Annotated in this window: 27 protein-coding genes; 6 read left to right on the plus strand and 21 right to left on the minus strand. The window is 43.1% G+C overall.

Annotated elements, in window-relative coordinates:
- The first annotated feature begins 10 nt into the window (after positions 1-10).
- Positions 11-955, plus strand: coding sequence for a glycosyltransferase family 10 domain-containing protein (locus ICN29_RS05150; protein WP_216130362.1), 945 nt, complete (start codon positions 11-13; stop codon positions 953-955).
- A 5-nt stretch (positions 956-960) separates the two neighbouring features.
- Here the strand turns inward: ICN29_RS05150 and ICN29_RS05155 are convergent, their stop codons facing one another.
- Both ICN29_RS05155 and ICN29_RS05160 read right to left on the minus strand, forming a co-directional pair.
- Positions 961-2,229 (minus strand): ATP-grasp domain-containing protein, encoded by a 1,269-nt coding sequence (locus ICN29_RS05155; RefSeq protein ID WP_216130365.1) that lies wholly within the window; start codon positions 2,227-2,229, stop codon positions 961-963.
- 1 nt (position 2,230) lies between these two features.
- Complete coding sequence (locus ICN29_RS05160) at positions 2,231-3,349, minus strand: DegT/DnrJ/EryC1/StrS family aminotransferase (RefSeq protein ID WP_216130367.1); 1,119 nt, start codon at positions 3,347-3,349, stop codon at positions 2,231-2,233.
- A 233-nt stretch (positions 3,350-3,582) separates the two neighbouring features.
- Between ICN29_RS05160 and ICN29_RS05165 the strand changes: the two genes are divergently transcribed.
- Together ICN29_RS05165 and ICN29_RS05170 are read left to right on the plus strand one after the other, a co-directional pair.
- On the plus strand, positions 3,583-4,176 hold the full coding sequence (locus tag ICN29_RS05165; protein WP_216130369.1) for a hypothetical protein: 594 nt from the start codon (positions 3,583-3,585) through the stop codon (positions 4,174-4,176).
- An 11-nt stretch (positions 4,177-4,187) separates the two neighbouring features.
- A complete protein-coding gene (locus tag ICN29_RS05170) occupies positions 4,188-5,060 on the plus strand; it encodes a glycosyltransferase family A protein (protein WP_216130371.1) in 873 nt (290 codons plus the stop codon).
- Between the two features lie 3 nt (positions 5,061-5,063).
- On the opposite strand, the gene ICN29_RS05175 is transcribed toward ICN29_RS05170, so the two are convergent.
- From ICN29_RS05175 to ICN29_RS05210, 8 genes are all read right to left on the minus strand, one after another.
- Positions 5,064-5,795, minus strand: a complete 732-nt coding sequence (locus tag ICN29_RS05175) for a glycosyltransferase family 25 protein (RefSeq protein ID WP_216130373.1) — start codon at positions 5,793-5,795, stop codon at positions 5,064-5,066.
- 17 nt (positions 5,796-5,812) lie between these two features.
- Positions 5,813-6,715, minus strand: coding sequence for a DUF6492 family protein (locus ICN29_RS05180; RefSeq protein ID WP_216130375.1), 903 nt, complete (start codon positions 6,713-6,715; stop codon positions 5,813-5,815).
- The gene (locus ICN29_RS05185) at positions 6,712-8,082 is read right to left on the minus strand and encodes a glycosyltransferase family protein (protein WP_369411634.1); all 1,371 of its coding nucleotides are present in this window, start codon (positions 8,080-8,082) and stop codon (positions 6,712-6,714) included. Before ICN29_RS05185 ends, ICN29_RS05180 begins: the two co-directional genes overlap by 4 nt.
- 8 nt (positions 8,083-8,090) lie before the next feature.
- On the minus strand, positions 8,091-9,047 hold the full coding sequence (locus tag ICN29_RS05190) for an aspartate carbamoyltransferase catalytic subunit (protein WP_216130377.1): 957 nt from the start codon (positions 9,045-9,047) through the stop codon (positions 8,091-8,093).
- On the minus strand, positions 9,044-9,547 hold the full coding sequence (gene pyrR / locus ICN29_RS05195) for a bifunctional pyr operon transcriptional regulator/uracil phosphoribosyltransferase PyrR (RefSeq protein ID WP_216130379.1): 504 nt from the start codon (positions 9,545-9,547) through the stop codon (positions 9,044-9,046). The genes ICN29_RS05190 and pyrR overlap by 4 nt, the downstream gene beginning before the upstream one ends.
- Entirely contained in the window at positions 9,537-9,974 is a 438-nt protein-coding gene (gene ruvX / locus ICN29_RS05200) for a Holliday junction resolvase RuvX (RefSeq protein ID WP_216130381.1), read from the minus strand. Before ruvX ends, pyrR begins: the two co-directional genes overlap by 11 nt.
- Entirely contained in the window at positions 9,967-10,506 is a 540-nt protein-coding gene (locus tag ICN29_RS05205; protein ID WP_255538141.1) for a YqgE/AlgH family protein, read from the minus strand. Before ICN29_RS05205 ends, ruvX begins: the two co-directional genes overlap by 8 nt.
- A gap of 127 nt (positions 10,507-10,633) precedes the next feature.
- A complete protein-coding gene (locus ICN29_RS05210) occupies positions 10,634-11,434 on the minus strand; it encodes a YdcF family protein (protein WP_216130385.1) in 801 nt (266 codons plus the stop codon).
- A 62-nt stretch (positions 11,435-11,496) separates the two neighbouring features.
- Between ICN29_RS05210 and ICN29_RS05215 the strand changes: the two genes are divergently transcribed.
- Positions 11,497-12,972 carry a cryptochrome/photolyase family protein gene (locus ICN29_RS05215; RefSeq protein ID WP_216130387.1) on the plus strand — a complete coding sequence of 492 codons (1,476 nt, stop codon included), beginning with the start codon at positions 11,497-11,499 and terminating at the stop codon, positions 12,970-12,972.
- A gap of 33 nt (positions 12,973-13,005) precedes the next feature.
- Positions 13,006-13,845: a symmetrical bis(5'-nucleosyl)-tetraphosphatase gene (locus tag ICN29_RS05220; RefSeq protein ID WP_216130389.1), complete on the plus strand. Its 840-nt coding sequence runs from the start codon at positions 13,006-13,008 to the stop codon at positions 13,843-13,845.
- Between the two features lie 27 nt (positions 13,846-13,872).
- On the opposite strand, the gene hemL is transcribed toward ICN29_RS05220, so the two are convergent.
- From hemL to ICN29_RS05270, 10 genes are all read right to left on the minus strand, one after another.
- Positions 13,873-15,174, minus strand: coding sequence for a glutamate-1-semialdehyde 2,1-aminomutase (gene hemL, locus ICN29_RS05225; protein WP_216130391.1), 1,302 nt, complete (start codon positions 15,172-15,174; stop codon positions 13,873-13,875).
- A 13-nt stretch (positions 15,175-15,187) separates the two neighbouring features.
- Complete coding sequence (locus ICN29_RS05230; RefSeq protein ID WP_216130393.1) at positions 15,188-15,358, minus strand: rubredoxin; 171 nt, start codon at positions 15,356-15,358, stop codon at positions 15,188-15,190.
- Between the two features lie 50 nt (positions 15,359-15,408).
- Positions 15,409-16,869, minus strand: coding sequence for a THUMP domain-containing class I SAM-dependent RNA methyltransferase (locus ICN29_RS05235; RefSeq protein WP_216130395.1), 1,461 nt, complete (start codon positions 16,867-16,869; stop codon positions 15,409-15,411).
- A 59-nt stretch (positions 16,870-16,928) separates the two neighbouring features.
- A complete protein-coding gene (locus ICN29_RS05240) occupies positions 16,929-17,354 on the minus strand; it encodes a CopD family protein (RefSeq protein ID WP_216130397.1) in 426 nt (141 codons plus the stop codon).
- Between the two features lie 5 nt (positions 17,355-17,359).
- Entirely contained in the window at positions 17,360-18,637 is a 1,278-nt protein-coding gene (locus ICN29_RS05245; RefSeq protein ID WP_216132030.1) for a glutamate-5-semialdehyde dehydrogenase, read from the minus strand.
- Between the two features lie 32 nt (positions 18,638-18,669).
- The gene (gene holA, locus ICN29_RS05250) at positions 18,670-19,731 is read right to left on the minus strand and encodes a DNA polymerase III subunit delta (protein ID WP_216130399.1); all 1,062 of its coding nucleotides are present in this window, start codon (positions 19,729-19,731) and stop codon (positions 18,670-18,672) included.
- A 19-nt stretch (positions 19,732-19,750) separates the two neighbouring features.
- Complete coding sequence (locus ICN29_RS05255; RefSeq protein WP_216130401.1) at positions 19,751-20,278, minus strand: LPS-assembly lipoprotein LptE; 528 nt, start codon at positions 20,276-20,278, stop codon at positions 19,751-19,753.
- A 14-nt stretch (positions 20,279-20,292) separates the two neighbouring features.
- The gene (gene leuS / locus ICN29_RS05260; RefSeq protein ID WP_216130403.1) at positions 20,293-22,965 is read right to left on the minus strand and encodes a leucine--tRNA ligase; all 2,673 of its coding nucleotides are present in this window, start codon (positions 22,963-22,965) and stop codon (positions 20,293-20,295) included.
- A 57-nt stretch (positions 22,966-23,022) separates the two neighbouring features.
- Complete coding sequence (gene dapB, locus ICN29_RS05265; RefSeq protein WP_216132033.1) at positions 23,023-23,823, minus strand: 4-hydroxy-tetrahydrodipicolinate reductase; 801 nt, start codon at positions 23,821-23,823, stop codon at positions 23,023-23,025.
- Between the two features lie 67 nt (positions 23,824-23,890).
- Positions 23,891-24,595, minus strand: a complete 705-nt coding sequence (locus ICN29_RS05270; RefSeq protein WP_255538071.1) for an outer membrane protein assembly factor BamE — start codon at positions 24,593-24,595, stop codon at positions 23,891-23,893.
- Positions 24,596-24,671: 76 nt separating this feature from the next.
- Here ICN29_RS05270 and fur point away from each other — a divergent pair, with 76 nt between their 5' ends.
- The gene (gene fur, locus ICN29_RS05275) at positions 24,672-25,127 is read left to right on the plus strand and encodes a ferric iron uptake transcriptional regulator (RefSeq protein WP_216132038.1); all 456 of its coding nucleotides are present in this window, start codon (positions 24,672-24,674) and stop codon (positions 25,125-25,127) included.
- A gap of 72 nt (positions 25,128-25,199) precedes the next feature.
- On the opposite strand, the gene gap is transcribed toward fur, so the two are convergent.
- A complete protein-coding gene (gene gap, locus ICN29_RS05280; RefSeq protein ID WP_216130405.1) occupies positions 25,200-26,228 on the minus strand; it encodes a type I glyceraldehyde-3-phosphate dehydrogenase in 1,029 nt (342 codons plus the stop codon).
- Between the last annotated feature and the right edge of the window lie 28 nt (positions 26,229-26,256).

The raw sequence follows: 26,256 nt of genomic DNA on the forward strand, positions 1-26,256 counted from the left end.
AATAAGCCACATGAAATCAATCAAGATAGCAACTAAGGGTGTGCCACATGACTATCAGTCGAGTCTTTTGCCTATTATTATTCAGAGTATGGGATACCGGATTGACTGGGTAAACCATGATCAAGCAGATTTACTCATTCTTGGACCCTTTTTTAAGGAAAACCAAAAGCCTTATCGATGGCTCCCAAAACCTCTCAGGCCGCTAGCTAGTAAATCGATGAATGCTATTAGCACCAAGAGGCGGCAGGATCCCTTAAAGCTTTTCCACACCCAAGAGAACGAGCGACATGATTTTGTAAACGCTGAATACTCCATCTCATTTGACCTTGGCGTGCAATCAAACAATCACATGAGATTTCCCTATTGGATGGAAATGCTCGATTGGTCTCATGAGGGCATCCTAGGCAATACTAATCCTAGATATGGCGAACTATTAAGCATATCCACTTTAATGTCTCCGCTTGGGGATCAATACCTCAAAAGAGGCGGAATATGCACCCTTCTTTCTTCACATCTCAGAGAGCCGAGGGGGTCACTCTTTAAAGCGCTAGAAAAAGTGATTCCAATCCAGGGTTTTGGCGCCTTCTTCAACAAAGAAATTAAAAGTCATCACTCTAGTGGATTTCTGAAAATGGATATCCTCAAAGATTTTTCTTTTAACTTGTGCCCTGAGAATGGTTTATACCCAGGTTACTACACAGAAAAGATACCGGAAGCATTTTATTCTGGCTGTTTGCCTATTACTTGGGCAGATGACAATATCAGCGTCGACTTTAATCCAAGCGCATTCTTAAATCTCGAGCCGCTATTTAAAAGTGATTTTCAAGAACTTCCGGATTTGTTTCGAAATAAAGAAAAGCTTGAGGCCTATCAATCCGAAGCTTTATTGCAAAAGAAACCTTCAATAGAGCCGCTTAAAGACTATTTAAAAGTCATTTTGAGCGATTTATCTTAAGAAAATTATTGGTCTAGCAAAAACTCCATCATTGAACAATCAAAAGTAGGAATTTTTTTAACCTTTTGAACATCTCTTCGCTCCGAAAAACTATCATCTATAAAAATAGCATTCTTATGAGTGATTGCCGATGATTTTTTCTCATCTTTCTTAAGGTGAATAATTTTGTCAAATAAGTGATTCAAGCGATATTTACTTAATGTCTTTGATAAATCGCCGGCATGCCTAGTGATCAAGATAATTTCTATGCCTTTATTTACACACTTATATAAAAATTGAATTACCTGTAAATTAATTTGACTACCTAAGAGAATAGTGTCATCAAAATCAACGTACACACTATCAAAATCAATACTCTTTTTATACTTGTTTTTTAGGGCTCTATCTAACAAAACTGGATAGGAATTCTTCAAAATAGATAAGGGCAATCGCTCTGCTTCAAAAATACTCAACAGTGGAAAATTAACACCCTGAACACGGTTGGCAGCCATTGACCCTGCAATTCTTGGGCCAATTTCTAAAAGCGTTAATTCACTATTTATATCTTCTTTAACCTGAAAAAACCAAGCTCCTTGCATGCTTAGTTCATCTGAAATTTTTTGGGCAAATGAGTTAAAAATGGGGCTCTCAATTATCTGAGTACTTACTGCAATCCCATTACGCATTCTCAGACGTTGTCGGGCCCCACTAAATAGTAATCCTTTTTCCCTATCTGAAAAACAATCAACGGTATATTCATTGCCTGGCAAATATTCCGAAATAATAGGGCTTTCAATTTCTTCTATTGATTGCTGCAATTCTTCTCTAGATTTAACGAGCTTGATTCCAAAGGATCCTTGGCCTTTATCAGGTTTAATAAAAACAGGAAAAGTCACTACATCATCAGTGTCCTTGTAAACCTTTGGTGTTTTAACTACAGATTTCAGTTTTTGATAGGTTTCGCTTTTGCTACGTGTTAATAAGCAGATTTCATGGGATGGAATAAGAATTGTGGCTGGTATTTTTTCTCTGTTTGCGCTTAGCGCCACGATAACATCATCATAAGCTGGAAAAATATAATCTATATCCAGTTTTTTGACGACAGAAATAAGTTCGTCTAGCCATTGATCAGAGTGAATACTTGGAATTTGATGATAATTATCGTATAGCAATTCAGCATGATTCGAGATTGCCTGTCCCGCAGCAAATAATTCCACCTCTTTACAAGAATGGAGGGCTGAGTAAATCTCAAGTCCAATCTCAGTGCCTGCAGGAAAAACTAAAACCTTTCTCATATCAACTTGCCGATGCTTTTATTATGCTAATAATTTTAGAGATGCTATCTTCACCCAATCCAGGATAAATAGGTAGGCACAAGACTTCATTAGCTATTTCGGTAGCAATTGGCAAGTTTGATGGTGTGGAGGAGGGAAGATTTTGATACATTGGAAACTCTGAAATCAAAGGATAGAAATATCGTCTCGAAAAAATGTCTTCACTCTTAAGTTTTTCATATAGTTGATCCCTGCTAATTCGGTAATTTTTCGTTACCAGTATCGGGTAATAAGAGTGGTTACTTTCATCCGACAGATTATTCTGCGCAATGACGATGCCCTCTATAGCTTTAAGGCCGCGATTGTAGAGCTCGGCAACCTGCTTTCGCTCAGAGAGCACCTCTTTAGCATGTTTCAGCTGCAAAAGTCCAAAAGCAGCATTAATTTCACTCATTTTTCCATTGATGCCAGACTCAACTACGGTAACCTCATCCACAAAACCAAAATTCTTAAGCTGGTCAATGCGACGCTTCATTTCGGGAGTGTGACTAATAATCGCCCCGCCCTCAAAAGTATTAAAAATTTTGGTTGCATGGAAACTAAGCACAGATAAATCACCATGCTTCAAAATACTCCCACAATGGCATTGCACTCCAAAAGCATGTGCTGCGTCATAAATAACTTTTAAATTATGACGATCAGCTATTTCTTGGATTGCCTCTACATCGCAAGGAGTCCCATAGCAATGAACAGGAAGAATTGCCTGAGTATTTTTAGTGATGGCAGATTCAATTTTTTCAGGGTCTAAATTCATTGAAACTGGATCTATATCAGAAAATACCGGAGAAATATTGTTCCACACTAGAGAATTTGTAGTGGCAACAAATGAAAATGGGCTTGTAATAACCTCGCCCCGTATACCAAGAGCTTGCAAAGCAACGACTAATGCTATGGTTCCATTACTAAAAAGCGAGATATATTCAACCCCAAGGTAGCGACATAACTCTTTCTCCAACTGCTGGTGAAATACTCCACCATTGGTAAGATTTTTACTCTCCCAGATTGCTTCTAAGTAGGGGTAAAATTCCTTTAAATCAGGAAGATAGGGCTGAGTAACGTAAATTGGCTTTTTACTATTCATAACTGTATTCTAACAACCTTACTATAAAAATTAAGCCCCTCATTTAGATAGCGCTAACCATGTTTTTAGATAAATTTTTCAAGAAAAAACTGCATATCTTCTTCCGCCACGTTCATATTTATGAGCCGGCAACCAAAGCTAGGCCAGACTGGTTTTCAATGGAGTCCTGCTTTCTGAATCTAATATCCACCCTTTCGAATAAGGAACTCCCATTAAAGGTAGATTTAACCATCATGTTTGATGGCAATGATGCTTCATTTGATGACGATTTTCTTTCATCTTATATGAAATCCAGAGGAGAGCAGTCCCCTATCAAAATTAAAATTATTCAATTTAATGGAGGCTCTGATGCCAAATCTTTCCATCAAACCATTGACCATATCTTGGATCAAAAATACTCAGATGATGATTGGATTTACTTTTTAGAAAACGATTATCTACATGATGCCAACTGGATTGTTAAGTTATCAAACCTGATTAATCTAGGTAAAAATCTTGAGTATGTTTCTCTATATGATCATTTTGATAAGTATCTATATAAGCAATACGACGATTTAGAATCTAAATTATTTTTTTATGGGAATCACCACTGGAGAAGCACCCCTAGTACCTGCGCATCTTTTCTAGTTAGCTCGCACATTCTTAATCAAGATGCTCAAATTATCAAAAGTAGTGGTGGAGATCATGATTTTTTTACAGCGCTAGCTGAAAAAAAATCTAGGAAAATAATCAGTCCGATTCCGGGGCTCTCAACCCACTGCATGATAGATTTTTTATCCCCTGGCATTGATTGGGAAAAGATCAGTAATTCTGAAAAATTGAATTAAATTACTGCCAAATGCTCTTTTCTAATTTCTATCAAAAAGCTAGAAGCCTTCATCGACGACTTCGCAATGGTATTAAAGAGACATTCAGACCTGAAATATCTCAAAGAAAAATTCGTACCTTTATCAAAAATACACAGATCGTAGATAAATCAGAGCCTCCTTCTTCTGAGCGCTCATCTATTGCAGTTATAGTTCCTTGCTATGGCCATGCTCCATTTCTACAGGAGATGTTTGAGAGCATTCAACGACAAACCATCCCTCCAAACGAAGTCATTTTTGTTGTGGATCGATCGCCTGATAACACTCTACCAATTCTTGAAGGACTTGTTCAAGAAAATCAGTCTAATAGTTCATCGCGCTTTACCATTCTAGAAAATGAAAGTAATTTAGGCCAAGCAGCGAGCCTAAATAAAGGGGTTGAATACTCAAGCTCTGATCTCATTATGATTTTGAATGATGATGACTACCTCATGCATGACAGCATTGAAGTGACGCATAAAATCCTAAAAAAATATCCCCAGGCGGTATTACTTGGTGGACATTCGCTTCATTTTGGAGGCAATAGCCTTGGAAGTACTCCAAAACTAATTCAATCCATTTGCCCAGTTGAAAATATTGAAATCGACTTGCGCCTTCCAAATCAGGTAAAGAGATACCGCAAATATAACGACATTAATATGACTCACAGCGGTAGTAGCTTTTACAAATTCGCCTGGAAAACTATCGGCGGCTATTACCCTGATAAATCAAAGAGGCTAGTTCATTTTTCGGATAGAGACTTTCAATTAAGAATGAATGCTCTATTTCCAGTCGCACTAAGCAATATTACGCCCCTCAGTTGCTGGAGAAATGACAGTAGCGTTGATCAAGGAGTCAACTCGTAATAACTACCTTGGAAACCAAGGTCTTTTACTAAATGCGCGATCAAGAGCTCGAGCAACAGAGCGTAAACGTTTTCTGAGACCCTGAACTGGAGCTCGCTCATCTCTATCATCAATCGTAGACTTAGCCCGAGTGATGTCGACTGGATAAGGGCGTACAGCCAAAAATTCTAGGCCATGCTTTTTTTGATGCTCTAAAAAATGATCTACTGGCTCATAAATATCAGATGATTCATGAACTAAAGTATGGGCTACTTCTGGCTTTAAGAGATATGCGGTTGCACCAACAGCATCGCCCATATTTTTGACCAAGCGAACGCCATCAATCAAGGCCACTTCTTCATACGAAACTTCATAAAGCCCTTGCAGCCTCACAAAACTCCAAGTATCTGGGTTGCTTAGAAGGGTCTGAATAACACGTCCGAACTCTGGAGCTAAGACAAAGTCATCCTCAAGGATTAATGTCGGAGTATTTTTCTCAACACAGCGCTTCCAGGCTTCCTTATGAGAAAGATAGCAACCAATTTCATTGGGCGTTAACTCATAACCCTGCAAGCATTTAACTTTGAAGGCTTTATATTCAGCTGGAGGGCTCTGCAAGGCAGAACCATCAACTGCATCTAAGAAGGCCCATGGCAGAGAAATCTGCTGCATCTCTTGCTCGACCTTTGCCCTTCGATCGAGTGATCTACGCAAAGATATAACTAAGATCTGGAATGGTAAAGGGGTAGCTGTCATCAATCGAAATTCATCTTCTAGAGATAGCTTTGTAAATAGCGCAAAAATCTTTTTACTTTTTTGTTTGCCCTTGAAAGCAATGATTTTTCAGGCACCCCAAGATCTAAATCCGAATCCCAGTTAGATTGATAAATAACTCCCAAGTAATTCTTGGTAAGCCTATTTTCAGACTCCCCCAACCTTTGCAATAAATAAAACTGCCAGTCATAGTAGTAAATCCGGAACAACTGCTCTATGGGTTTTAATGGAATAGCTTGGAAATTCAAGAGCGCTTCAAGATACAGCAGTGTCTCTGGATGGTCTGTAGTAGAAATATCCCAGAAGGTCAGATCCTTAGGAATGAGAAATTGCTCATCGAGCGAGCGCCAAACTTTGGCTGACCAAATAAACGGTGGGCAAGGGCAATAATAATTAGGTCCATTTCTACCAAATAAAGCTTTAACTCGATCTCCTTCAAGGCATAAATTTTCCACAACCTTCGAATGATTTCGGTCAATTGCCAACTGAAAAAATTCTTTATTCTGGTAAATAACGGTATACGGATTGCCATCTGGCGCAATGAAATCCTTACGGCCAAATTCTTTGAGAAAGATGCAGTCTGAATCAAGACAAACATAGGTTTCAGAGATTCCTAGTCTCCAGAACTCAGACTTGATCGCTTGCTGTGCTAAAGAACCAGACCTAGTTTTCTCTATTCCTGCTTTTACTCTTGGATTAGCTGCAATGATGGATTCATCGGATACCCAGTGGTATTCGATATTCGAACCAAGAATATTCTTTAGTTCCTCACATTGATCTTGTGGGGTTGAAATATACAATGGGATTTGATCTACGTTATATTTCTGAATTGACTCTAGCAAACGCTTTAGACGTAGAAAATCCCGTCGATATGACTTGCAATAGAGAACGAGATCTTTCAAATGCTTTCCTTATTTTTCTGAACTTCAGAAAGTATTTTATACACTGCCTGCTTTACCCCAATGGGCTTACCACCAGGAATGCGTAGCTGCTTTTGTTGCCAGTCTAACCAGATTCTTTCTAGCGCCATAGAAATTCCCGCTTTATCGCCTTCTAAGCTAAGGTAAGCACCGCGGTCTTGCAACATCTGATCTAACTGTGGATTTCGATGCGTAATGGCCCAAATAGGGCGACCAGTCCACAGGTATTCATAAAACTTGGAAGGTATATATTCAGCGCACCACTCATCATTACCATGCAGCAGTATCAATACATCTGCCTCTTGCATCTTTTCTACTACACGCTCACGCCCAGACTTACCAGTGTCTGGATCTTTTTCAAGTCGGCCATGAGATTGCAGCACATCACTAAATCCTAGGCTCTGAATAGCGTCAATCGTTAAAGAATCTAAGGGTGCACCGTAAGCATGAACTCGAATCAAATCTCTTGCCTCTGGATATTTTTTAAACAAAGGAACTAAAGCATTGAGGATAGTAGATAAAGAACGATCATTAGCTAAAGAACCGAAATGACATAGATTTAATTTGTCTGAATAGGTATGGGGCTTGGCAGAAGATAGCCCGCCCGGTGGCTCCGCTCCCGGTAGCACCATAAACCCGTGCGCATTATTTGGAGTATTTAAATTGGGATTGCGCACCTTTGCATAATGCAGCGCGCCTTCAGTAAACCACCACACCTGATCTGCGTATTTGGCCAATTGGCTTTCTAAGTAATGTCTAAAGCGAGCATCGCGGTTTTTAGGCTTTTCAAAACCTTGATCATTGGGATCTTTACGAATCACTAAGGGATCATGAATTTCAGCAATCCAAATTGCGCCTGTTGCCTTCTTTAACCAGAGACCAGCCAAGTGGGCGGACCAAGCACCCCCAGTACTGAAAACCAAATCCACCTTACCTGATTTAACTAAGCCCCGGCCATGCATAAATGCAGGCATTGCCCATGACCATTGACTCGAATAACCTAAAAAAAGTTTTTCTAGAGCAATAAAGGGGGCCAGCAATACTGAAACTACACTTGTCAAAAGCTTATAGATAAAACCGCGGCCGTATTGATTGGCAATCCAGTGACGGAAATCAAAACGAAATGCCGCAGGACCCCAAGCTAAAAACTGGCGATGAGGAAAGCGTTGATCTTTGATGCCAGTGATCGCACTAAAGACAATCGGCTGAATACCTGCCTCTAAAAGATAGGGAATTTTGTCTGTGATAGTCTGACTAGAGGCTCGGCCATCCATATTAAAACCATGCGACAAAATCAGCCAAGATTTTTTTGCTGGCACGGCATTCATCTCTGCTGTATTTTGTGTCACGTGCTAACTTAATTACTCGCAACAATCGACATTACAGCCATGCGCACAGCAATTCCAAAGGTCACTTGATTCAAGATCACTGATTGGGGGCCATCAGCTACTACTGAATCGATTTCGACACCACGATTCATGGGGCCAGGATGCATCACGATGGCATCTGATTTCGCCAACCCTAGGCGGACAGGGTTCAAGCCATATTGCTTAAAGAATGCATCACCTTCAGGAACTTGACCAGCCTCCATGCGCTCCTTCTGAATACGCAGGGTCATCACAACATCAACACCTTTGAGCCCTTCTTCCATACTATGGAATACCTTAACACCGAGCATATCCAAATTACTTGGCAGCAAACTTTCCGGGCCAATCACACGTATATCTTCACAACCTAAGGTGGTGAGAGCATGAATATTCGATTTAGCTACCCGACTATGAACAATGTCACCAACAATAGCAACCTTCAAGCCTTTAAAGGTTTTCTTAAAGTGGCGCATCGTGTACATATCTAACAAACCTTGAGTAGGATGCTGGTTGCTACCGTCACCTGCATTGACTACGTGGACATGTGCTGGTACATGATTTGCAATTTCAATTGGCGCCTTAGAAACACCGTGGCGTACAACAAAGATATCTGCCTGCATCGCTACTAAGTTATCAATTGTATCTAAAAGACTTTCGCCCTTAGCAGTCGAGGAAGTAGAGATATCTAAATTAATGACATCTGCAGATAAGCGTTTTGCAGCAATCTCAAAAGTAGTGCGCGTACGGGTTGAGTTTTCAAAGAAAAGATTGAATACGCTCTTGCCTCGCAATAAGGGAACCTTCTTCACCTCTCTCGATGGATTGGTAACACTGACAAACTGTTTAGTAGTATCCAAAATATGGAGAATTTGCTCTTTTGGTAAACCCTCTAAGGTCAGAAGATGGGTTAACTCGCCGGCTGAATTAAATTGATTTGCTGAGTTCATGATTCACGCTCCTCAAGCTGAAAGCTGAACTTGCCAGCTGCATCTTTTTCTAGCACCAAGATTTTTTGATCCGGAACTTCAATTGCTTCACCTACAAAATTGGCGCTGATAGGTAATTCACGTTTACCGCGATCAGCCAAGACCATCAATTCGACTTGTGCGGGCCGACCAAAATCGAATAATTCATTTAAAGCTGCCCTCACTGTTCTACCCGTAAACAAAACATCATCAATCAAGATGATGTTTGCTCCATTAACATCAAAAGGTAGCTTAGTAGGCATGGTGCTCGACGTTCTTAAAGCAGTCATCCCTTTTTCTGCGTAATCATCCCGATGAAAGGCCACATTAATCACGCCATAGTGAGGTAATTCCAAATCTTGGGCTAAACGCTGAGCAATCCATGCTCCTCCCATAGCCAGGCCAGCAAGCTCAAAAGGTCCGCACTGCAACCTACTACGCAGATTTTCTAGTAATTTTTGATATAAGGATTCAGCGTTCATTCTTTAGCCCTGATACTGATTGATATTCTGCAAAATATTGCTCCAAAATGAGCGCAGCAGAATGCGCATCTAGATTGTCATGCATCTGGGGATCCCCCTCCAAAACTACTGATGTGTAGCGCTCATCTACCCAACTGACGGGCAAATTGAAGCGCCCATGCAGCTGATTGCCAAAACGCTTCGCTTTGGCGGTCATTTCATGCTCAGAACCGTCAGGGTGAGTTGGGAGCCCCACTACGATCTGATCTGGCTGCCACTCTTTCACAAGATTTTCAAGCTCCTGAAAGAGTACATCTGCATTAGCAGCGGCTATGGTCTTTAATGCCTGACTTACCTTAGTCTCTGTATTGCCCACTGCCACGCCAACCCGACGCGTTCCATAATCAAAAGCCAGTATTGTCATCGGCCTATTGATTGGATTAGGCATGCCCTGCCTCTCCAGATAAATGTGATGGATCGAAGCCTAAATGGCTCATTGCTTTTTCATAGCGTTGACTCGAGGGGGTATCAAAAATAATCTCACCCATCTGTTGACGTGAAAGAGGGACATTCATCCATCCATTCAATGTAATCTCTTCTTCAAGCTGGCCAGCACTCCAGCCGGCATAGCCTAAGGTCATCAAAAACTTGCGGGGCCCATTGCCAATAGCTAAGGCTTCTAAAACATCTTTAGAGGTTGTCATTGTTAAACCGCCAGGAATAATCAATGAGGAGCTATAAGATGGGCTGGAGTGAGATTCATGCAAAACAAAACCTCGCTCTACTTGAACTGGGCCGCCAAAATACACTGATTGCTTCAACAAAGGAGCAATTTCTAATTTAAGTTCAATCTTGTCAAACAAAGTTGCGAGATCTAATTCGGTTGGCCGGTTAACAACCAAGCCCATTGCACCTCTCTCGGTATGCTCAAAAAGATAGATAACAGACCGTGAAAAATTAGGATCGACCATGCCAGGCATAGCAACTAGAAATTGATTTGCTAAATGGGTGGCTGAAAAAGAAATCGAAGGCTGTAGCGCAGACGCTGGGTCTGAAGCAGGGGGTGCTTTTTTGGCCGAAGTCATATAGGTCTATTTTACAGAATATCTAAAGCTTTCCAGTAACCCAATAAGCTGCTAAACCAACACTTTCGTGAATTAATTTATTCCATTGATGGGCACCCTCTTCAAGGTCAAAAGAAGCCCAATTGAGACTATTCCCTGTTTGGTAATCCACTGGTACAGGGATGACATCTATTCCCTGCTTATGAAAAATTAAAGTTGAGCGATACATATGCCTGGCAGAGGTGACCAGCAACCATGGTTTTGGAGGATCGCTTTTATCAATCTCACGTATCATCGGCTTCATGAAAATCACATTTTCATAAGTATTACGTGACTGATTTTCATAATATCCGGGCCTATCTATGAACCCCTGCTCAATCACTAGCTGCTTAAAAGCCTCAGACTCCGAAACACCCTGCGGAGAGATTTTGTCTGAATAGCCGCTAAAAATAAAAGGTAAATCTGGGTATTTACGCATGAGTTCAAATGCTTTGGTGATTCGCTCAGCAGATGCCCCAAGAGAAACCTCTCCTCGTTCTGGGCCAATCCTCCCACTACGAACAGCACCACCCAAAATAATGATCCCCCCAAGACCCTTTTCAGGTATAGAAGCAAGATCAGCTTTAGGAATCTTATCTTCCAACGCTCGCACAAAAGCCTCTGAAGTAGGCAACCATCCAACAATCAGTAAATCCAGAAGTGCAAAGACTAAAAACCGTTTACAAAGATGGGGCTTTCTTAGGCTCAAAAAGAGCAAGCTAAGTAAAACAAAAATAATGACCCAGTTAAGGGGTTCTATGCAGAAATGCAGCAATTTTGAAATTAGAAAAAATAGGTTATCCATAATGCAATAGATATTACCTTGGTGCCAGGCAAATCTTGTAAATTAGCCCTAATATAGGGTCTATGCAAAAAGCTCTCGTTTGGCTCCGTCGCGATCTTCGTCTTTATGACAACGCCGCACTTTCCCACGCCCTGAAAGAAGCCAAACAGGTTTGGATAGCCTTTATTTTTGATACCGATATTCTCAAACCCCTCATCCAGGGAGAGTTAGATGCTAAAGGCTTAAAACATGAGCGCCGTGTTGACTTCATATGGCAAGGCCTAAAACAAATAGATGAGGAACTGCGCGCTTTAGGTGGTGGCCTGATCGTTCGCTTTGGCAAGCCTATTGAATGTATTCCACAGATTGCTAAGGAACTTGGTGCTAATACCGTATTTACTAATCACGACTATGAGCCATCCGCAATTGCAAGAGATGGGGCCGTTAAATCTCTCTTAGAGAAGCTCGGTATTCAGTTTGAAGACTTTAAAGATCAAGTCATTTTTGAGAAGAAAGAAATTCTCACCAACTCAAATACTGTGTTTTCTATCTTCACGCCCTATAAAAATAATTGGCTCAAAACGCTGCAAGAAAAAGATTTAGCTGCATATGAATGTAATCCTCAGCCTGGCCAATTTGCTGCCATTCCAAAAAAGCTAGATACCCCATTCCCCTCATTAGAGTCTATGGGCTTTTGCGCCACCGGGATTGAGACCTATTTACCACCAGGCTCTGAGGGTGGACAAGCATTTTTAGAAGACTTCCTTTCTCGTATTGATCAATACCAAATTGGCAGAGACTTTCCTGCGATTAAAGGGGTTAGTTATTTATCAACCCATTTACGCTTTGGGATGCTTTCGATTAGAGGCTTAGTCCGCGAAGCGCATCGTCGCATGCTAGCTGGCAGTATGGGTGCGACGATCTGGTTAAGCGAACTGATTTGGCGTGATTTTTATTTCATGATTTTGGCTAATCACCCAAGACTAGCCAAAGGTGCTTCCTTCAAACCAGACTATGACAACATTGCCTGGGAAAGTGGCGCTAATGCCAAGAAACTCTTTGCAGCTTGGTGTGAAGGAAAAACGGGTTATCCACTGATCGACGCAGCAATGCATCAACTGAATCAAAGTGGCTATATGCACAATCGTCTGCGCATGGTGGTAGCTAGCTTTCTCACCAAAGATCTCGGCATTGATTGGCGCTGGGGCGAAGCCTATTTTGCCCAGCACCTCAACGACTTTGAACTCTCATCAAATAATGGTGGTTGGCAATGGGCATCTTCATCAGGCTGCGATGCCCAGCCTTATTTCCGCATCTTTAATCCCATTACACAATCTGAAAAGTTTGATTCTGAGGGCAAATTTATCAGACGCTATCTTCCGCAACTCGACAAGCTCTCGAAAAAATCGATTCATGCCCCGTGGGAGTCTGGCCATATTGAACTTGAGGCTGCTGGTGTAGCGCTAGGCAGAGACTATCCAATGCCTATCGTTGACCACGATGAGGCCCGCAAGAAAACTTTGGTGCGCTATAGCGTGGTCAAAAAAGTCAACTCCTGAGGGCCTAGCTTCGCTTTTCCACTAAGATAGGGTATGAGCAAAATCTATGCTGTGGGCGATGTTCAAGGATGCGGCCCCTCACTCAAAGCCTTACTCAAAAAGCTTCCCACAAAATCTAATCTGATTTTTTTAGGAGACCTGGTTAACCGCGGCCCTGATTCGCTTGGCGCCTTGAGGAAACTTAAATCCCTGCAAGAGTCTGGCCGCACCGAATGCATCTTAGGCAATCATGACCTGCACTTATTAGCCATTGATGCTGGGCTACGTAAGACCAAGGGTTTAGATACGGTGGACGCCATCTTAAAAGCGCCTGATCGTAAAGAACTCATCGATTGGATACGCAAGCGCCCAATGGCACTTAGCAATGGCAAAGTGCTTACAGTACATGCTGGCGTACTTCCCCAATGGGACTTGCAGCAAACCCTCGAATGCGCACAAGAAGTTGAGAAGGCTCTACGCAGTAAATCCTATAAAGAATTTTTAGCCAACATGTATGGCAATACTCCAAACAAATGGAGTAATTCATTAAAAGGTGATGAGCGTTTACGTCTCATCACTAACACGCTCACCCGTATGCGTTTTTGCACGCCAACCGGACAGATGGAGTTTGAAAGCAAAGAAGGCTTAGAGAATGGCCCTAAAGGCTACATCCCTTGGTTTAATGTGCCTAAACGCAAAACTGCAGATACCCTGATTTACTTTGGTCATTGGTCTACATTGGGCCTACTAAGACATAACAATGTCATTGGCCTAGATACTGGTTGTGTATGGGGTGGAAAATTGACAGCCTTGGAAATTTCCAACACTAACAAAGATTCAAAAAGTCTTGAGATTGTTCAAGTGGATGGCTATGACCATCCACTCAGAATGTAATTACTGCATCAATGAAGTGTTAGCAGTTTATAGCTTTTTAAATGAGCTCTCGGCTGCAGCAATGATGGCATTAACTACTTCATTGTCATGCGCAATTGAGGTAAATCCAGCTTCGTAAGCTGATGGCGCAAGATACACACCCTCATCTAACATTAAATGGAAGAATTTCTTAAACGCTTCGATATCAGATTGGGTAACTGCTTTATAAGAAGTCGGAATCCGGCTAGTAAAGTAAAAACCAAACATGCCACCTACGTTATCAACTGCAAATGGAATATTGGCTTTATCTGCAGCCTGCTTTATACCCATCATTAACTTTTCAGTTTGACCAGTAAGGCACTCATAGAATCCTGCTCGAGAAATAATCTCTAAAGTCTTAAGGCCCGCTGCCACCGCCACTGGATTACCAGACAAAGTACCTGCTTGGTAGACACTGCCCAAAGGAGCTAGCTTTGACATGATTTCTTTTTTACCACCAAAAGCTGCCATAGGCATGCCACCACCCATCACCTTACCTAAGCAAGTAAGGTCAGGAGTAATGCCTTGCAGCGACTGAGCGCCGCCTAAAGCAACCCTAAAGCCAGTCATGACTTCATCGTAAATTAAAACACTACCGTACTTGCTAGTGAGATTACGAATCGCTGATAAAAATTCTGTTGAGGGCTTAATCAAATTCATATTGCCAGCAATGGGCTCTATGATTACAGCTGCAATCTGATCACCCTGCTTTTTGAATACCTCCTCAATTGCGGCAACATCGTTATATGGCAACACCAATGTGTGCTTCACTAAATCTTGCGGTACGCCACCAGAAGACGGGGCATTTTGAGTGGAATCAGCGAAAGTCAACAAGCCAGACCCTGCCTTCACTAAAAGACTATCGGCATGACCGTGATAACAACCTTCGAACTTAATAATTAAATCACGACCGGTATAGCCACGCGCAAGGCGCAGGGCACTCATCGTCGCCTCGGTACCACTTGAGACCATTCGCACTTGCTCAACGCTAGGCATTAAGGCGCAGATACGCTCTGCAAGCTCAATCTCGCCTTCAGTTGGAGCGCCATAACTAAAACTCGTTTCTGCGGCCTTTTGAACTGCCTCCACTACCTCTGGGTTTGCATGGCCAACAATCATGGGGCCCCAAGACATAATCAAATCGATATAACGCTTGTTCTCTGCATCCCAAAAGTAAGGTCCTTTAGCTTTAGTAATAAAGCGGGGTGTACCTCCTACCTGACGAAAAGCCCGTACTGGAGAATTCACGCCCCCAGGTATCGTTTTTTGGGCGCGCTCAAATAAAACTTCGTTTTTGTCTACTTTTGCCACAATCAATTCCTAATTAAATCGCCATCATTTCAAAATCATCTTTACGAGCGCCACATTCTGGGCATGACCAATTCATCGGCACATCTTTCCAGAGAGTGCCTGGAGCAATACCCTCTTCAGGCAAGCCAGCAGCTTCATCGTAGACCCAGCCACAGATGAGGCACATATACGTTTTAAATTCCATTTACTGACTCTCCGCTTTATTTCTTCATTAATCACTTTATTCTAAAGCACCTAGTCTTCGCTTGAAGATGGGCGCTTTGCATGCATCTCAAATTTAAACAAACGGCATTCGAGTGGGCCATTAAATAATGGGGTGCGCTTAGATTCCTTAATACGCAATTGTCCTGGCAAAGCCATATCAGCAGTCAATACAAAGACATTCCATCCACCAAAAGCATCTTTCAGGTGTTGACCAAATTGACGCAAGAATTCTACAAACTTGGGATCTTGCTCCTCCTGGGCTTGAAGTTTTTTCAAAGACTCACGACTAGAGCGCTTGGCACTCTGACGGCCTGTTTCTAAATTCATCTCAAAGCGATTTTCTGGCTCAGCGTCATAGTCAGTATCACCTTCGTCACGGGCATCACGATCTTGACCACCTCCTCTGCCGCCTTTAATGACAAGGCGCTCGCCATAAGGTGGATTTAATAACATCACACCTTCTTTAGTATTAGTCGGGGGTTTACTTGCCAGAGCATCAACTTGTCGAACAAGCGGTTGATCTGGTAACTGCGCTCTCTGCCAATTAGCTCTAGACATAGAGACTAGTTTTTCATTAATATCACCACCGCTAATTCTCAAGGAATCCACATTAGGGTATTGCTTTCGCTTTTCTAGTATTTCTGAAAGCGATGCTTCTTTTAAATTACTCCAACGCTTTTGTTCTGCAGCCTCCTGAAATGGCTTGAGTCTCTGAAAACCAAAACCATTTGCAGAAGTTACTAAGGGGCGATAGGCCAATCTACTAGATTTGCTATCGTCACCATACATTCCAGCCCTTATCGCTCCAGGCGGAATAGACAGGGCTATCTGAGCGGCCTCGATCAAAAAAGTACCGCTGCCACACATTGGATCGAACAAGGACTGGCCTGGCTTCCAACCGGTAATGGACAAAATACCTGCAGCTAAATTCTCTTTAAGAGGTGCATCACCTTTTTCATCACGCCAACCACGCTTGAAGAGCGCTTCACCAGAAGTATCTAAATAGATCGTAATTTGAGTTGCAGTTAAATGTGCTTGTACACGTACATCTGGAAATGCTGTATCAATACTGGGACGATCACCGGTAACATCGCGCAAGCGATCCACAATAGCATCTTTAATCTTTAGAGTGGCAAAGTTCAAACTCTTCAGTGGAGATCGATGGGCAGTCACGTCAACACGCAAAGTCTGCTGAGAGGTAAACCAATCTTCCCAGGCTAAGCCGCTTGCCAATTTATACAGATCTTCTTCTTGTCGATAAGAGGCTTGCGCCATCTGCAATAAAACACGACTGGCAATTCTGGAATGTAAATTCAGGGCCATTGCTGCAGAAATCGGAGCGGCAAGACCAATTCCACCGGTTGGGCTGGTCGGGGTTGGATCAATCACCCAAGTCCCCAAGGCTTTAGAATCGGGGCGCTGAGCAATCTCTGCGAGCTCCTGAGCAAGCGGTACTTCTAAACCGCCTGGACAAACAACAAAAAATCTCATGGGGCTAACAGTCTAAAAAGAGTAATAAAAAATACAGGGGTCGTAATATTGAGTCGAACTCAGGGCTTAAAAATAACTAGAGTAACAATGACTAGCAGCAGAATGACTGGCACTTCATTAAACCAGCGATACCAAATGCCTGACTTCGTATTCACGCCAGCACGGAACTTCTTGAGCAAGCTATAGCAAATATGATGGTAAGCAATGAGTAAAAGAACAAAAAATAACTTCGCGTGCATCCAGATATCGCCTGCACCAACGCCAAAGTAAAGCCAAAGTGTTATCCCAAGCAATAGAGCCGGAACAGCCAAGATGGTCATAAAGCGGTAGAGACGATCAGCCATCCCCAAAAGACGTGCATAAGCATCTGGATTTTTCTCATCAGCCAAGTTCACAAAGATACGAGGCAAATAAAATAAGCCAGCAAACCATGAAGTGATCAAGACGATGTGGAAAGTTTTAACCCAGAGGTAAGGATTCGTCATATTTTTTAACTACGAATTTCGCCATGACCCATAACGATGTATTTCAGCGAGGTCAAGCCATCCAACCCAACTGGACCGCGGGCATGTAACTTGTCATTAGAAATGCCGATCTCTGCACCCAAGCCATATTCAAAGCCATCAGCAAAACGAGTGCTGGCGTTCACCATCACGCTAGCGCTATCAACTTCCCGCAAGAAACGCTCTGCAAGAGCTTTGTTATTAGTAATAATCGCATCAGTATGCTTACTGCCATAGCGCTCGATATGATTCATCGCTTCGTCGATATCAACCACCGTCTTAATAGATAGAATTGGAGCCAAATATTCTGTATACCAATCTTCTTCTGTGGCATCGACTAAATCTTTAAAGCCATTTGACTCAAGCATATTGCGGGTCAAGCTATCTACTCGTAATTCGACACCTTTATCTTGATAGATTTTACAAAGTGTTGGCAACACTTTTTGCGCAATATCTTGATTTACCAAAAGCGTTTCCATCGCATTGCAAGGTGCGTAACGCTGAGTTTTGGCGTTATCACACACTTTGATCGCCATCGCAATATCGGCGTCGGCATCAATATAGGTATGGCAGATACCATCCAAATGTTTAATCATTGGTACGCGTGCTTCAGCCATTAGTAAAGCGATTAAACTCTTGCCGCCTCGTGGAACGATGACATCAATATATTGAGTCATGGTGATCATTTCACCCACAGCACTGCGGTCTGTAGTAGTGACAACCTGCACAGCATCCTTAGGCAGACCGGCTGTAGCTAAGCCCTCTTGAATCATTTGCGCCAATAAGGTATTGGAATCAATTGCTTCTGAACCACCGCGCAAGATTACAGCATTGCCTGATTTCAGACAAAGCGCTGCCGCATCAATTGTGACGTTTGGCCGCGACTCATAGATGATGCCAATCACGCCCAGTGGCACACGCATTTGGCCAATCTCAATACCAGAAGCTTGTTTTTGAAAAGCAGAAACCTTCCCAATAGGATCTTCTAAAGAAATAATTTGTTCGAGACCTAAAGCCATAGTTTCGATTGTCTTAGGGGTCATCGTCAAACGATCCACAAAGGCAGCATCTTGACCATTTGCTTTTGCACGTTCTACATCTATCAGATTGACCTTCTGAATCTCACCTGCTTTTTGACGAATAAGCTTAGCGATATGCAAGAGCGCTTGATTTTTTTGCTCTGATGATGAACGTGCCATTGCACGCGATGCACTACGTGCTCGCTTACCAATATCTTGCATCATCTCTTGAATATTTAAACCCATCGCTACACTCATATTCCTATTTTTCTAAACCATTACCGTAATAAATTTCCAAGCAAGCGTAAACCATCCCATGGATCTGCCGGCAATTCTGCCGCATGCAAACCCTTCGACTGTCGATCCAAACCTGCAGCAACCTGCATTGCCCTGCGCAACTTTGGCGCCTGCACCCTTCTAATAGCAGCCGGGTATAAACGCTCTTTATTGCCCCAAATACGATTGGCTCGCATGAGTTGTTGAACGGATTCGCCAGCATCACTTGCAGCCTTCAATTTAGATAGTAGCCGAAGCTCTTCAGTTACGCTCCATAAAATTAACACCAAAGGCTCACCCTCGCCTTTTAAGCCATCTAGCATGCGATTTAGCCTTGGTAAATCGCCAGCAAGCATCGCTTCGGTTAATTCAAAAACGTTATAGCGCGCTACCTTCAAAATCGAAGAACGAATTTGCTCTTCAGTTAATTTGCCAGTGGGGTAGAGCAAGCCTAATTTCAATATTTCTTGATGGGCAGCGATAAGATTACCTTCAACCTGATCAGCAATAAACTCTAAAGAACGCTGACCCTCAGGTCCTGCCTCAACTTCTTGTCCTTGCTTCTTCAGCCGACCAGCAATCCATTGCGGCAAGTGACTACGATCCAAGGTATCTACCTGAATAGCCATACCAGCATCGTCTAAAGCACTGAACCAAGCTGATGTTTTAGTTTTGCCATCTAATCTTGGCAACACAATACAAAATACCGTATCAGGGCCATCTGCACCATCATGCTGAGAAGCTATTTGTGCAGCAAATTGTTTTAAAGCATCCGCCCCATCACGACCAGGCTTGCCAGTTGGCATGCGTAACTCTACCCATCTCTTATCGCCAAACAAAGACATCGTCTGGCCAGCATTCATTAAGCCACCCCAGTCAAACCCGCGTTCTTGCAACATCACTTCACGATCAGTAAAGCCTAATTTTCTGGCAGTTGAACGTAATTGATCCATTGCCTCCATCATTAATAATGGTTCATCACCACTAAAAATATAGAGCGGCAACATAGCACCACCAGAACTGAGTGATTTGAAGTGCGCTTGCAAAGCATCAACTTTGACCATGCGAGTTCTATATCTATCTTTAGAAAGATCTTGCTTGTGGATTTTTAGCTGCAGCAGAAATACGGCGCAGAATCTGCAGAGCTAAATCTTTACGCATCAAGGTTATAAATTGCTGCTGCTGAACATCCGTTGCTAAAACAGTGGTGTTTGAGAAGTCCATATCCCTAGTGATGTAAATGTCACTCTCAGGAACAATATCTGCGCCAGCAATATCATAGGCTCTAAATGTAACGCGAATCGTTAGTCGATAAGCAGAAATTTGACCATTAGAGGTGTAAGCCAAAATTTCTCGGCCGTTAATTTCATTGCTGATATCCAAAATTAAGTCTGCGTCTTTCGGATTAATAGCAACCTTGACATCGGTACCCGTCAAAATTGCGACTTGTAAATCAGCGCGCAATGGAGGTGATGGGTTGCCTGTAATCGCAATCACCTTAAAGGGTAAATCGACTACTCCACGCATGCGATAGCCACAGGCGATTAATCCACTCAATGGCGTTACGGCCATTACACCTAGCAATGTACGTCGAATGTGATTTACGCTCATGGATTTACTTTCCTTTAGGCCACAATATTGACTAGGCGACCTGGAACAACAATCACCTTCTTAGGCACGCCACCATTAAGAGCTTTAGTTGCCGGCTCGCTTTGCAATGCTAAAGCCTCGATTTGCTCTTTGCTAGCATCTGCTGGAACACAAATATCACCACGCAACTTGCCATTAATTTGCAGCATCAGAGTGATTTCAGTTTGAACCAGCGCAGCTTCATCAACCATAGGCCAAGGTGCATCTAAGAGTGGGCCGAAGGTCTTTACGTAACCCATATCTTTCCAGAGTACATGGGTTAAATGAGGAACTACAGGGTATAGAATACGCAACAAAATACTTAAGCACTCACGCAATACAGAAGCACTAATCGCAGTATCTTGGCCTAACTTGATTGGCTCAAGTACATTTAGCATCTTCATTGCCGCAGAAACTACCGTGTTGTATTGACGACGTTGATAGTCAAAATTAGCCTGCTTCAAAATAGTATGTACTTCACGGCGCAACTCTTGATCGGCATCACTCACATTTTTAGGTGCAGAATCTTGCGCATCACGAATAGCATCAGCCTGACTACTAGAGTAGATCCAAACACGGCGCAGGAAGCGTGAAGCGCCATCAACACCAGCGCCAGACCATTCCAACTGCTGTTCAGGGGGTGCTGCAAACATCACAAATAAGCGTGCAGTATCGGCGCCGTACTGATCTATCAAGGCCTGGGGATCAACCCCATTGTTCTTGCTTTTAGCCATCTTCTCAACACCACCAATAATCACGGGGGTGTTTGATGTGTCACCTTTTAACTTAGCACCTTTTGGTCGGCCTTTTTCATCAAGATCTAATTCAACATCTAATGGATTGAGCCAAGTTTTCTTACCAGAAGTATCTTCAGAGTAATACGTCTCATTCAGAACCATGCCTTGAGTCAATAGATTCTGGAATGGCTCATCAAAAGTAATGAGATTGAGGTCACGCATGACCTTCGTCCAAAAACGCGCATAGAGCAAATGCAAAATCGCATGTTCAATGCCGCCAATGTATTGATCCATTGGCATCCAATATTCATTGCGCGCATCTACCATCGTTTTAGCATTGGGGCCGGTATAGCGCATGAAATACCAAGAAGAGTCTACAAAGGTATCCATGGTGTCAGTTTCCCGGCGTGCGGGCTTGCCACACTTGGGGCACTTTACATTCAGAAAATCTGCACGCTTATTTAATGGATTACCACTGCCATCTGGCACGCAATCTTCTGGCAACACCACTGGTAAATCAGATTCAGGAACCGGTACAGCGCCACAACCTGGATTTGTATCATCACCGCAATGAATAATGGGTATTGGAGTTCCCCAATACCGCTGACGAGAAATGCCCCAATCACGTAAACGATAGGTAGTCTTGATTTCACCAATACCCAACTTTTCTAAATCTTTAGCGACAGCGCTGACTGCATCCTCGTGCGAGAGACCATCGTATTGATTGCTATTGAAACAAACCACGCCTTCTTTTTGAGCGTACCAATCTTCCCAGCGACTTGTATTAAAAATGGGTGACTCGCCTTTGAGCGCAATCACTTGTTTAATTGCTAGATCGTATTTGTTCGCAAAAGCAAAATCACGCTCATCGTGGGCAGGTACACCCATCACAGCACCGTCGCCATAAGACATCAACACATAATTACCAACCCAAACAGGCACTGGCTCATGAGTTAAAGGGTGCGTAACATATAGACCTGTAAACATTCCCTCTTTTTCTTGAGTAGCTAGATCAGCCTCAATCACACTACCCGTTTTGCATTTCTCAATAAAGGCTGCTAGCGCAGGATTATCAGAGGCTGCTTTAGCTGCCAAAGGATGTTCTGCGGCCACAGCACAAAATGTGACGCCCATGATGGTGTCAGCTCGAGTCGTAAACACATACAAAAGACCGTCTTGAATAAACTTGCCATGATCATCGGCGATTTCATGCTTGAAAGCAAAACGTACGCCGTGGCTTTTACCAATCCAATTCTGTTGCATGGTTTTGACGCGCTCAGGCCAACCTAAATTATCCAAACCAGAAAGTAATTGCTCGGCATACGCAGTAATGTTGAAGTAATAACCAGGGATTTCACGCTTCTCAACCAATGCGCCAGAGCGCCAGCCACGACCATCGATTACTTGCTCATTAGCCAGCACTGTTTGATCAATTGGGTCCCAATTCACGACTTGGGTTTTGCGATAAGCAATACCTTTTTCGAGCATCTTTAAAAAGAGCCATTGGTTCCAACGATAGTAATCTGGACTGCAGGTAGCAACTTCACGTGACCAGTCAATGGCAAGACCCATCGCAACCATTTGCTTTTTCATATAAGCAATGTTGTCGTAGGTCCATTTTGCTGGCGGCATTTTATTCTGAATCGCTGCATTTTCAGCAGGCATTCCAAATGCATCCCAACCCATTGGCATTAAAACGTTATAGCCTTGCATGCGAAGTTGACGAGCCATTACATCATTGATGGTGTAGTTACGTACGTGCCCCATGTGCAACTTACCAGATGGGTAAGGCAGCATAGAACAGGCGTAATACTTTGGCTTTTTCTTTCCAGAGAGATCTACCGCATTCTCAGAAACTTGATAGACTTGCGCGCTTTCCCAATCAGCTTGCGCTGCCGCTTCAATCCTGCGGTAGTCGTAATCCTTACTCATTCAAGACAACTCTTTTCTTCTATTTTGATGGTTTAGCTGATCAGTGACTATCGGCTCTTATTTACGCAAACCTAAAACATCTTGCATGTCATATAGGCCACAAGCCTGTGTTTGCAAGAAGCGAGCGGCGCGCAATGAACCCTGCGCATAAGATTGGCGACTGGAGGACTTATGGCTAATTTCAATGCGCTCGCCATCACCCGCGAACAGAACGGTATGGTCGCCAACAATATCGCCACCGCGAATAGTTGCAAACCCAATTGAGCCTTCTTTGCGTTCGCCGGTATGGCCTTCGCGTGTATACACAGCAAGGTCATCCAATTTTTTACCCAGGGCCTCAGAAATCACTTCACCCATCTTGAGAGCAGTGCCTGAAGGCGCATCTACTTTGTGGCGATGGTGGGCTTCAATGATTTCAATGTCATACCCTTGATTGAGCATCTTGGCCGCAATCTCCAGTAATTTGAATGTGGCATTCACACCGACACTCATATTGGGAGCAAAGACAATTGCCAATTTTTCGGATGCTTTCTTCAGACTGGCAATCTGCTCAGTGCTTAAACCGGTCGTGCCAATAATCATTTTGGTACCTGATTTCTCAGCAATGGCTAAATGCGCCATCGTGCCTTCAGGCCTAGTGAAGTCAATCAAAAACTCTGCGTTTGCTAAAACCTGAGCAATGTCAGCAGAAATTATTACGCCTGTTTTTTTGCCCAAGAATGCGCCAGCATCCTCGCTCAGCAAGGGGCAAGCAGTATGCTCAAGCGCACCAACTAATTGGGCGTCAGGGGTATTAAGCACGGCCTCAATTAACATCTTGCCCATGCGACCAGTTGCTCCAGCGATTGCAATCTTCATCATTTTTTCATCACTTCACATTAAAGGTAGATACAGACCTCATTGGGTATTAATGCAAAAATCATTCTTACTGTTTAGTCTCTTTTGTCTGCGGAACATTCATAGCACCAGGTCCTAAAGTTTCTGCTGCTGGTACAACTTGTGTATCACCTGGCTGTTTTGAAAAGCTAAAATAATCCCAAAATGAACCTTTGCTTGCGGGAGGCACTGCTGGTATGGCCGCGCCCTTCGCTAAGTTATCTGTTGGGCTCGGAACTAGTAACTCTGGTTGCTGTAATCGAGGTGTTACTGGCGGCTTATTAGCCCCCGTAAAGATATCCCAGAATGAGCGCTTATTTTTGGCATAGCCATCAATCTCTGCAACCAACTCAACATCCGTTGGTAAGGCATCGCCCTCAAACTTCGCAACTTTATCGCCATCAAAAAAGATAGTAACGCGGCGCTCTTTACCAACTACTTGATTTTGACGCTTGAATTCAAAGATGTAATCCCAGCGATTAACGTGAAAATAACTCGCTAACAAAGGTGTACCTAAAATTTGACGCACTTGCTCGCGACTCATGCCTAATTGCAATTTCGCATATTGCTCGCTAGAAATAAAATTACCTTGAACAATATCTGGAACATAAGGTCTAAATACTTTATTTACCCAGGCCCGCTGGGTATCGTCAACTGCAGACGTACAAGCAGAAACACCTAATAAAGCAGCGATGGCAAAAGCAGCTAAGCCGAGGCGAGAAGGGGTAGAAACCCCTTTTAAACGCGGGTTCAAAAAACAATTAAAAAGTTCAAGGCAATTTCGCATGGCTGGCCGTATCATTAAGACATTGATTTTAGCTCCCAAAGCCATGAATACGAACCAAAACCCTAGCCCTGCAAATTTACGCGACATTGGCCTAAAAGCTACTGGGCCACGCATGAAAATTCTGGATTTTTTTCATCAGAATGGTGGTACCCACTTTAGCGCTGAGGACGTCTTTATGGCTCTGGCTAAAGATGACCAAGAAATCGGTCTTGCTACAGTCTATCGTGTTCTCACCCAATTTGAACAGGCTGGGCTCCTACTTCGTAGCCATTTTGAGTCCAGTAAAGGTGATGGCAGGGCAATCTATGAGCTCAATGAGGGTCAACACCACGACCACCTGGTTTGCCTGGATTGCGGCCATGTAGAGGAGTTTGTAGATGAGGCTATTGAAAAAAGGCAGCGGGATATTGCTAAAAACCTAGGATTTAAGCTTCAGGAGCATTCTTTAGCAATGTATGGCCACTGCCAAAAGAAAAATTGTCGAAATAAGCCAAAATAAGCACTTTTAGGCCACCCACTAATGAAAAAAGACCTCAATTTGAGGTCTTTTTTGCTTTTAGGCGAATTTAACTCACTTCACAGCCATCAATGCCTCAGCTGCATTGAGCATTTGTACTGAATAACCCCATTCGTTGTCATACCAAGCCAATACTTTGACCAACTTACCGTCAGCAGAAACGCGGGTCTGTGAGGCATCGTAAATACTGGGGCGTGGGTCGTGGTTAAAGTCGATCGAAACCAGGGGTAAGGTATTGAAGCCCAAGATTCCCTTGAGCTCACCTTCGCTAGCAGCCTTCAATACAGAATTTACTTCGTCTACGCTAGTAGCGCGGCTTGCTGCAAAAGTGAGGTCCACTACGGAAACATTAATTACTGGCACGCGCATCGCAAAACCATCAAAACGCCCTGCTAAAGCCGGCAACACCAAACCGATCGCCTTTGCTGCGCCAGTTTTCGTTGGAATCATGCTGGTTACTGCGGAACGCGCGCGACGCATATCTTTGTGATACACATCAGTTAATACTTGATCGTTAGTAAACGCATGGATAGTCGTCATCAAACCAGATTCAATGCCAATTTTTTCTAACAATGGTTTGACTAGTGGCGCCAAACAATTTGTAGTGCAGCTTGCATTAGAGACGATCACATCACTTGGCTTTAATACATTTTGATTCACACCATAAACAATGGTTGCATCCACATCTTTTTCACCAGGAGCAGAAATCAATACTTTCTTTGCGCCTTGCTGAATATGAATCATGGCTTTTTCTTTAGAGGTAAATTTACCAGTGCACTCTAAAACCAAATCTACACCTAATTCCCCCCATGGCGTTTCTGCAGGGTTACGGGTGCAGAACATTTTGATGCGATCACCATTAACCACCATGCAATCGCCGTCTACTGAAACGTCTGCCGGAAAGCGCCCATGGGCTGAGTCATACTGGGTAAGGTGAGCATTGATGGCGATATCGCCCATCGCATTGATCGCTACGATCTTAATATCGCGCCGCGGCTTCCCATTGACTTGATCTTCATACAGGGCACGCAATACCATGCGCCCGATACGTCCATAACCATTAATTGCGACACGAATTGTCATTTGTTGCCCCTTACTAATTTTAAATTCT

It is taken from the genome of Polynucleobacter nymphae (genome assembly GCF_018882155.1).
GTDB lineage: Bacteria > Pseudomonadota > Gammaproteobacteria > Burkholderiales > Burkholderiaceae > Polynucleobacter > Polynucleobacter nymphae.

Coding starts and splice junctions, on each gene's coding strand:
- ICN29_RS05150 (WP_216130362.1), top strand. CDS start 11: ATGAAATCAATCAAGATAGCAACTAAGGGTGTGCCACATGACTATCAG.
- ICN29_RS05155 (WP_216130365.1), bottom strand. CDS start 2,229: ATGAGAAAGGTTTTAGTTTTTCCTGCAGGCACTGAGATTGGACTTGAG.
- ICN29_RS05160 (WP_216130367.1), bottom strand. CDS start 3,349: ATGAATAGTAAAAAGCCAATTTACGTTACTCAGCCCTATCTTCCTGAT.
- ICN29_RS05165 (WP_216130369.1), top strand. CDS start 3,583: ATGTTTGATGGCAATGATGCTTCATTTGATGACGATTTTCTTTCATCT.
- ICN29_RS05170 (WP_216130371.1), top strand. CDS start 4,188: ATGCTCTTTTCTAATTTCTATCAAAAAGCTAGAAGCCTTCATCGACGA.
- ICN29_RS05175 (WP_216130373.1), bottom strand. CDS start 5,795: ATGACAGCTACCCCTTTACCATTCCAGATCTTAGTTATATCTTTGCGT.
- ICN29_RS05190 (WP_216130377.1), bottom strand. CDS start 9,047: ATGAACTCAGCAAATCAATTTAATTCAGCCGGCGAGTTAACCCATCTT.
- pyrR (WP_216130379.1), bottom strand. CDS start 9,547: ATGAACGCTGAATCCTTATATCAAAAATTACTAGAAAATCTGCGTAGT.
- ruvX (WP_216130381.1), bottom strand. CDS start 9,974: ATGCCTAATCCAATCAATAGGCCGATGACAATACTGGCTTTTGATTAT.
- ICN29_RS05205 (WP_255538141.1), bottom strand. CDS start 10,506: ATGCCTGGCATGGTCGATCCTAATTTTTCACGGTCTGTTATCTATCTT.
- ICN29_RS05210 (WP_216130385.1), bottom strand. CDS start 11,434: ATGGATAACCTATTTTTTCTAATTTCAAAATTGCTGCATTTCTGCATA.
- ICN29_RS05215 (WP_216130387.1), top strand. CDS start 11,497: ATGCAAAAAGCTCTCGTTTGGCTCCGTCGCGATCTTCGTCTTTATGAC.
- ICN29_RS05220 (WP_216130389.1), top strand. CDS start 13,006: ATGAGCAAAATCTATGCTGTGGGCGATGTTCAAGGATGCGGCCCCTCA.
- ICN29_RS05230 (WP_216130393.1), bottom strand. CDS start 15,358: ATGGAATTTAAAACGTATATGTGCCTCATCTGTGGCTGGGTCTACGAT.
- ICN29_RS05235 (WP_216130395.1), bottom strand. CDS start 16,869: ATGAGATTTTTTGTTGTTTGTCCAGGCGGTTTAGAAGTACCGCTTGCT.
- ICN29_RS05240 (WP_216130397.1), bottom strand. CDS start 17,354: ATGACGAATCCTTACCTCTGGGTTAAAACTTTCCACATCGTCTTGATC.
- ICN29_RS05245 (WP_216132030.1), bottom strand. CDS start 18,637: ATGGGTTTAAATATTCAAGAGATGATGCAAGATATTGGTAAGCGAGCA.
- holA (WP_216130399.1), bottom strand. CDS start 19,731: ATGGTCAAAGTTGATGCTTTGCAAGCGCACTTCAAATCACTCAGTTCT.
- ICN29_RS05255 (WP_216130401.1), bottom strand. CDS start 20,278: ATGAGCGTAAATCACATTCGACGTACATTGCTAGGTGTAATGGCCGTA.
- leuS (WP_216130403.1), bottom strand. CDS start 22,965: ATGAGTAAGGATTACGACTACCGCAGGATTGAAGCGGCAGCGCAAGCT.
- dapB (WP_216132033.1), bottom strand. CDS start 23,823: ATGAAGATTGCAATCGCTGGAGCAACTGGTCGCATGGGCAAGATGTTA.
- fur (WP_216132038.1), top strand. CDS start 24,672: ATGAATACGAACCAAAACCCTAGCCCTGCAAATTTACGCGACATTGGC.
- gap (WP_216130405.1), bottom strand. CDS start 26,228: ATGACAATTCGTGTCGCAATTAATGGTTATGGACGTATCGGGCGCATG.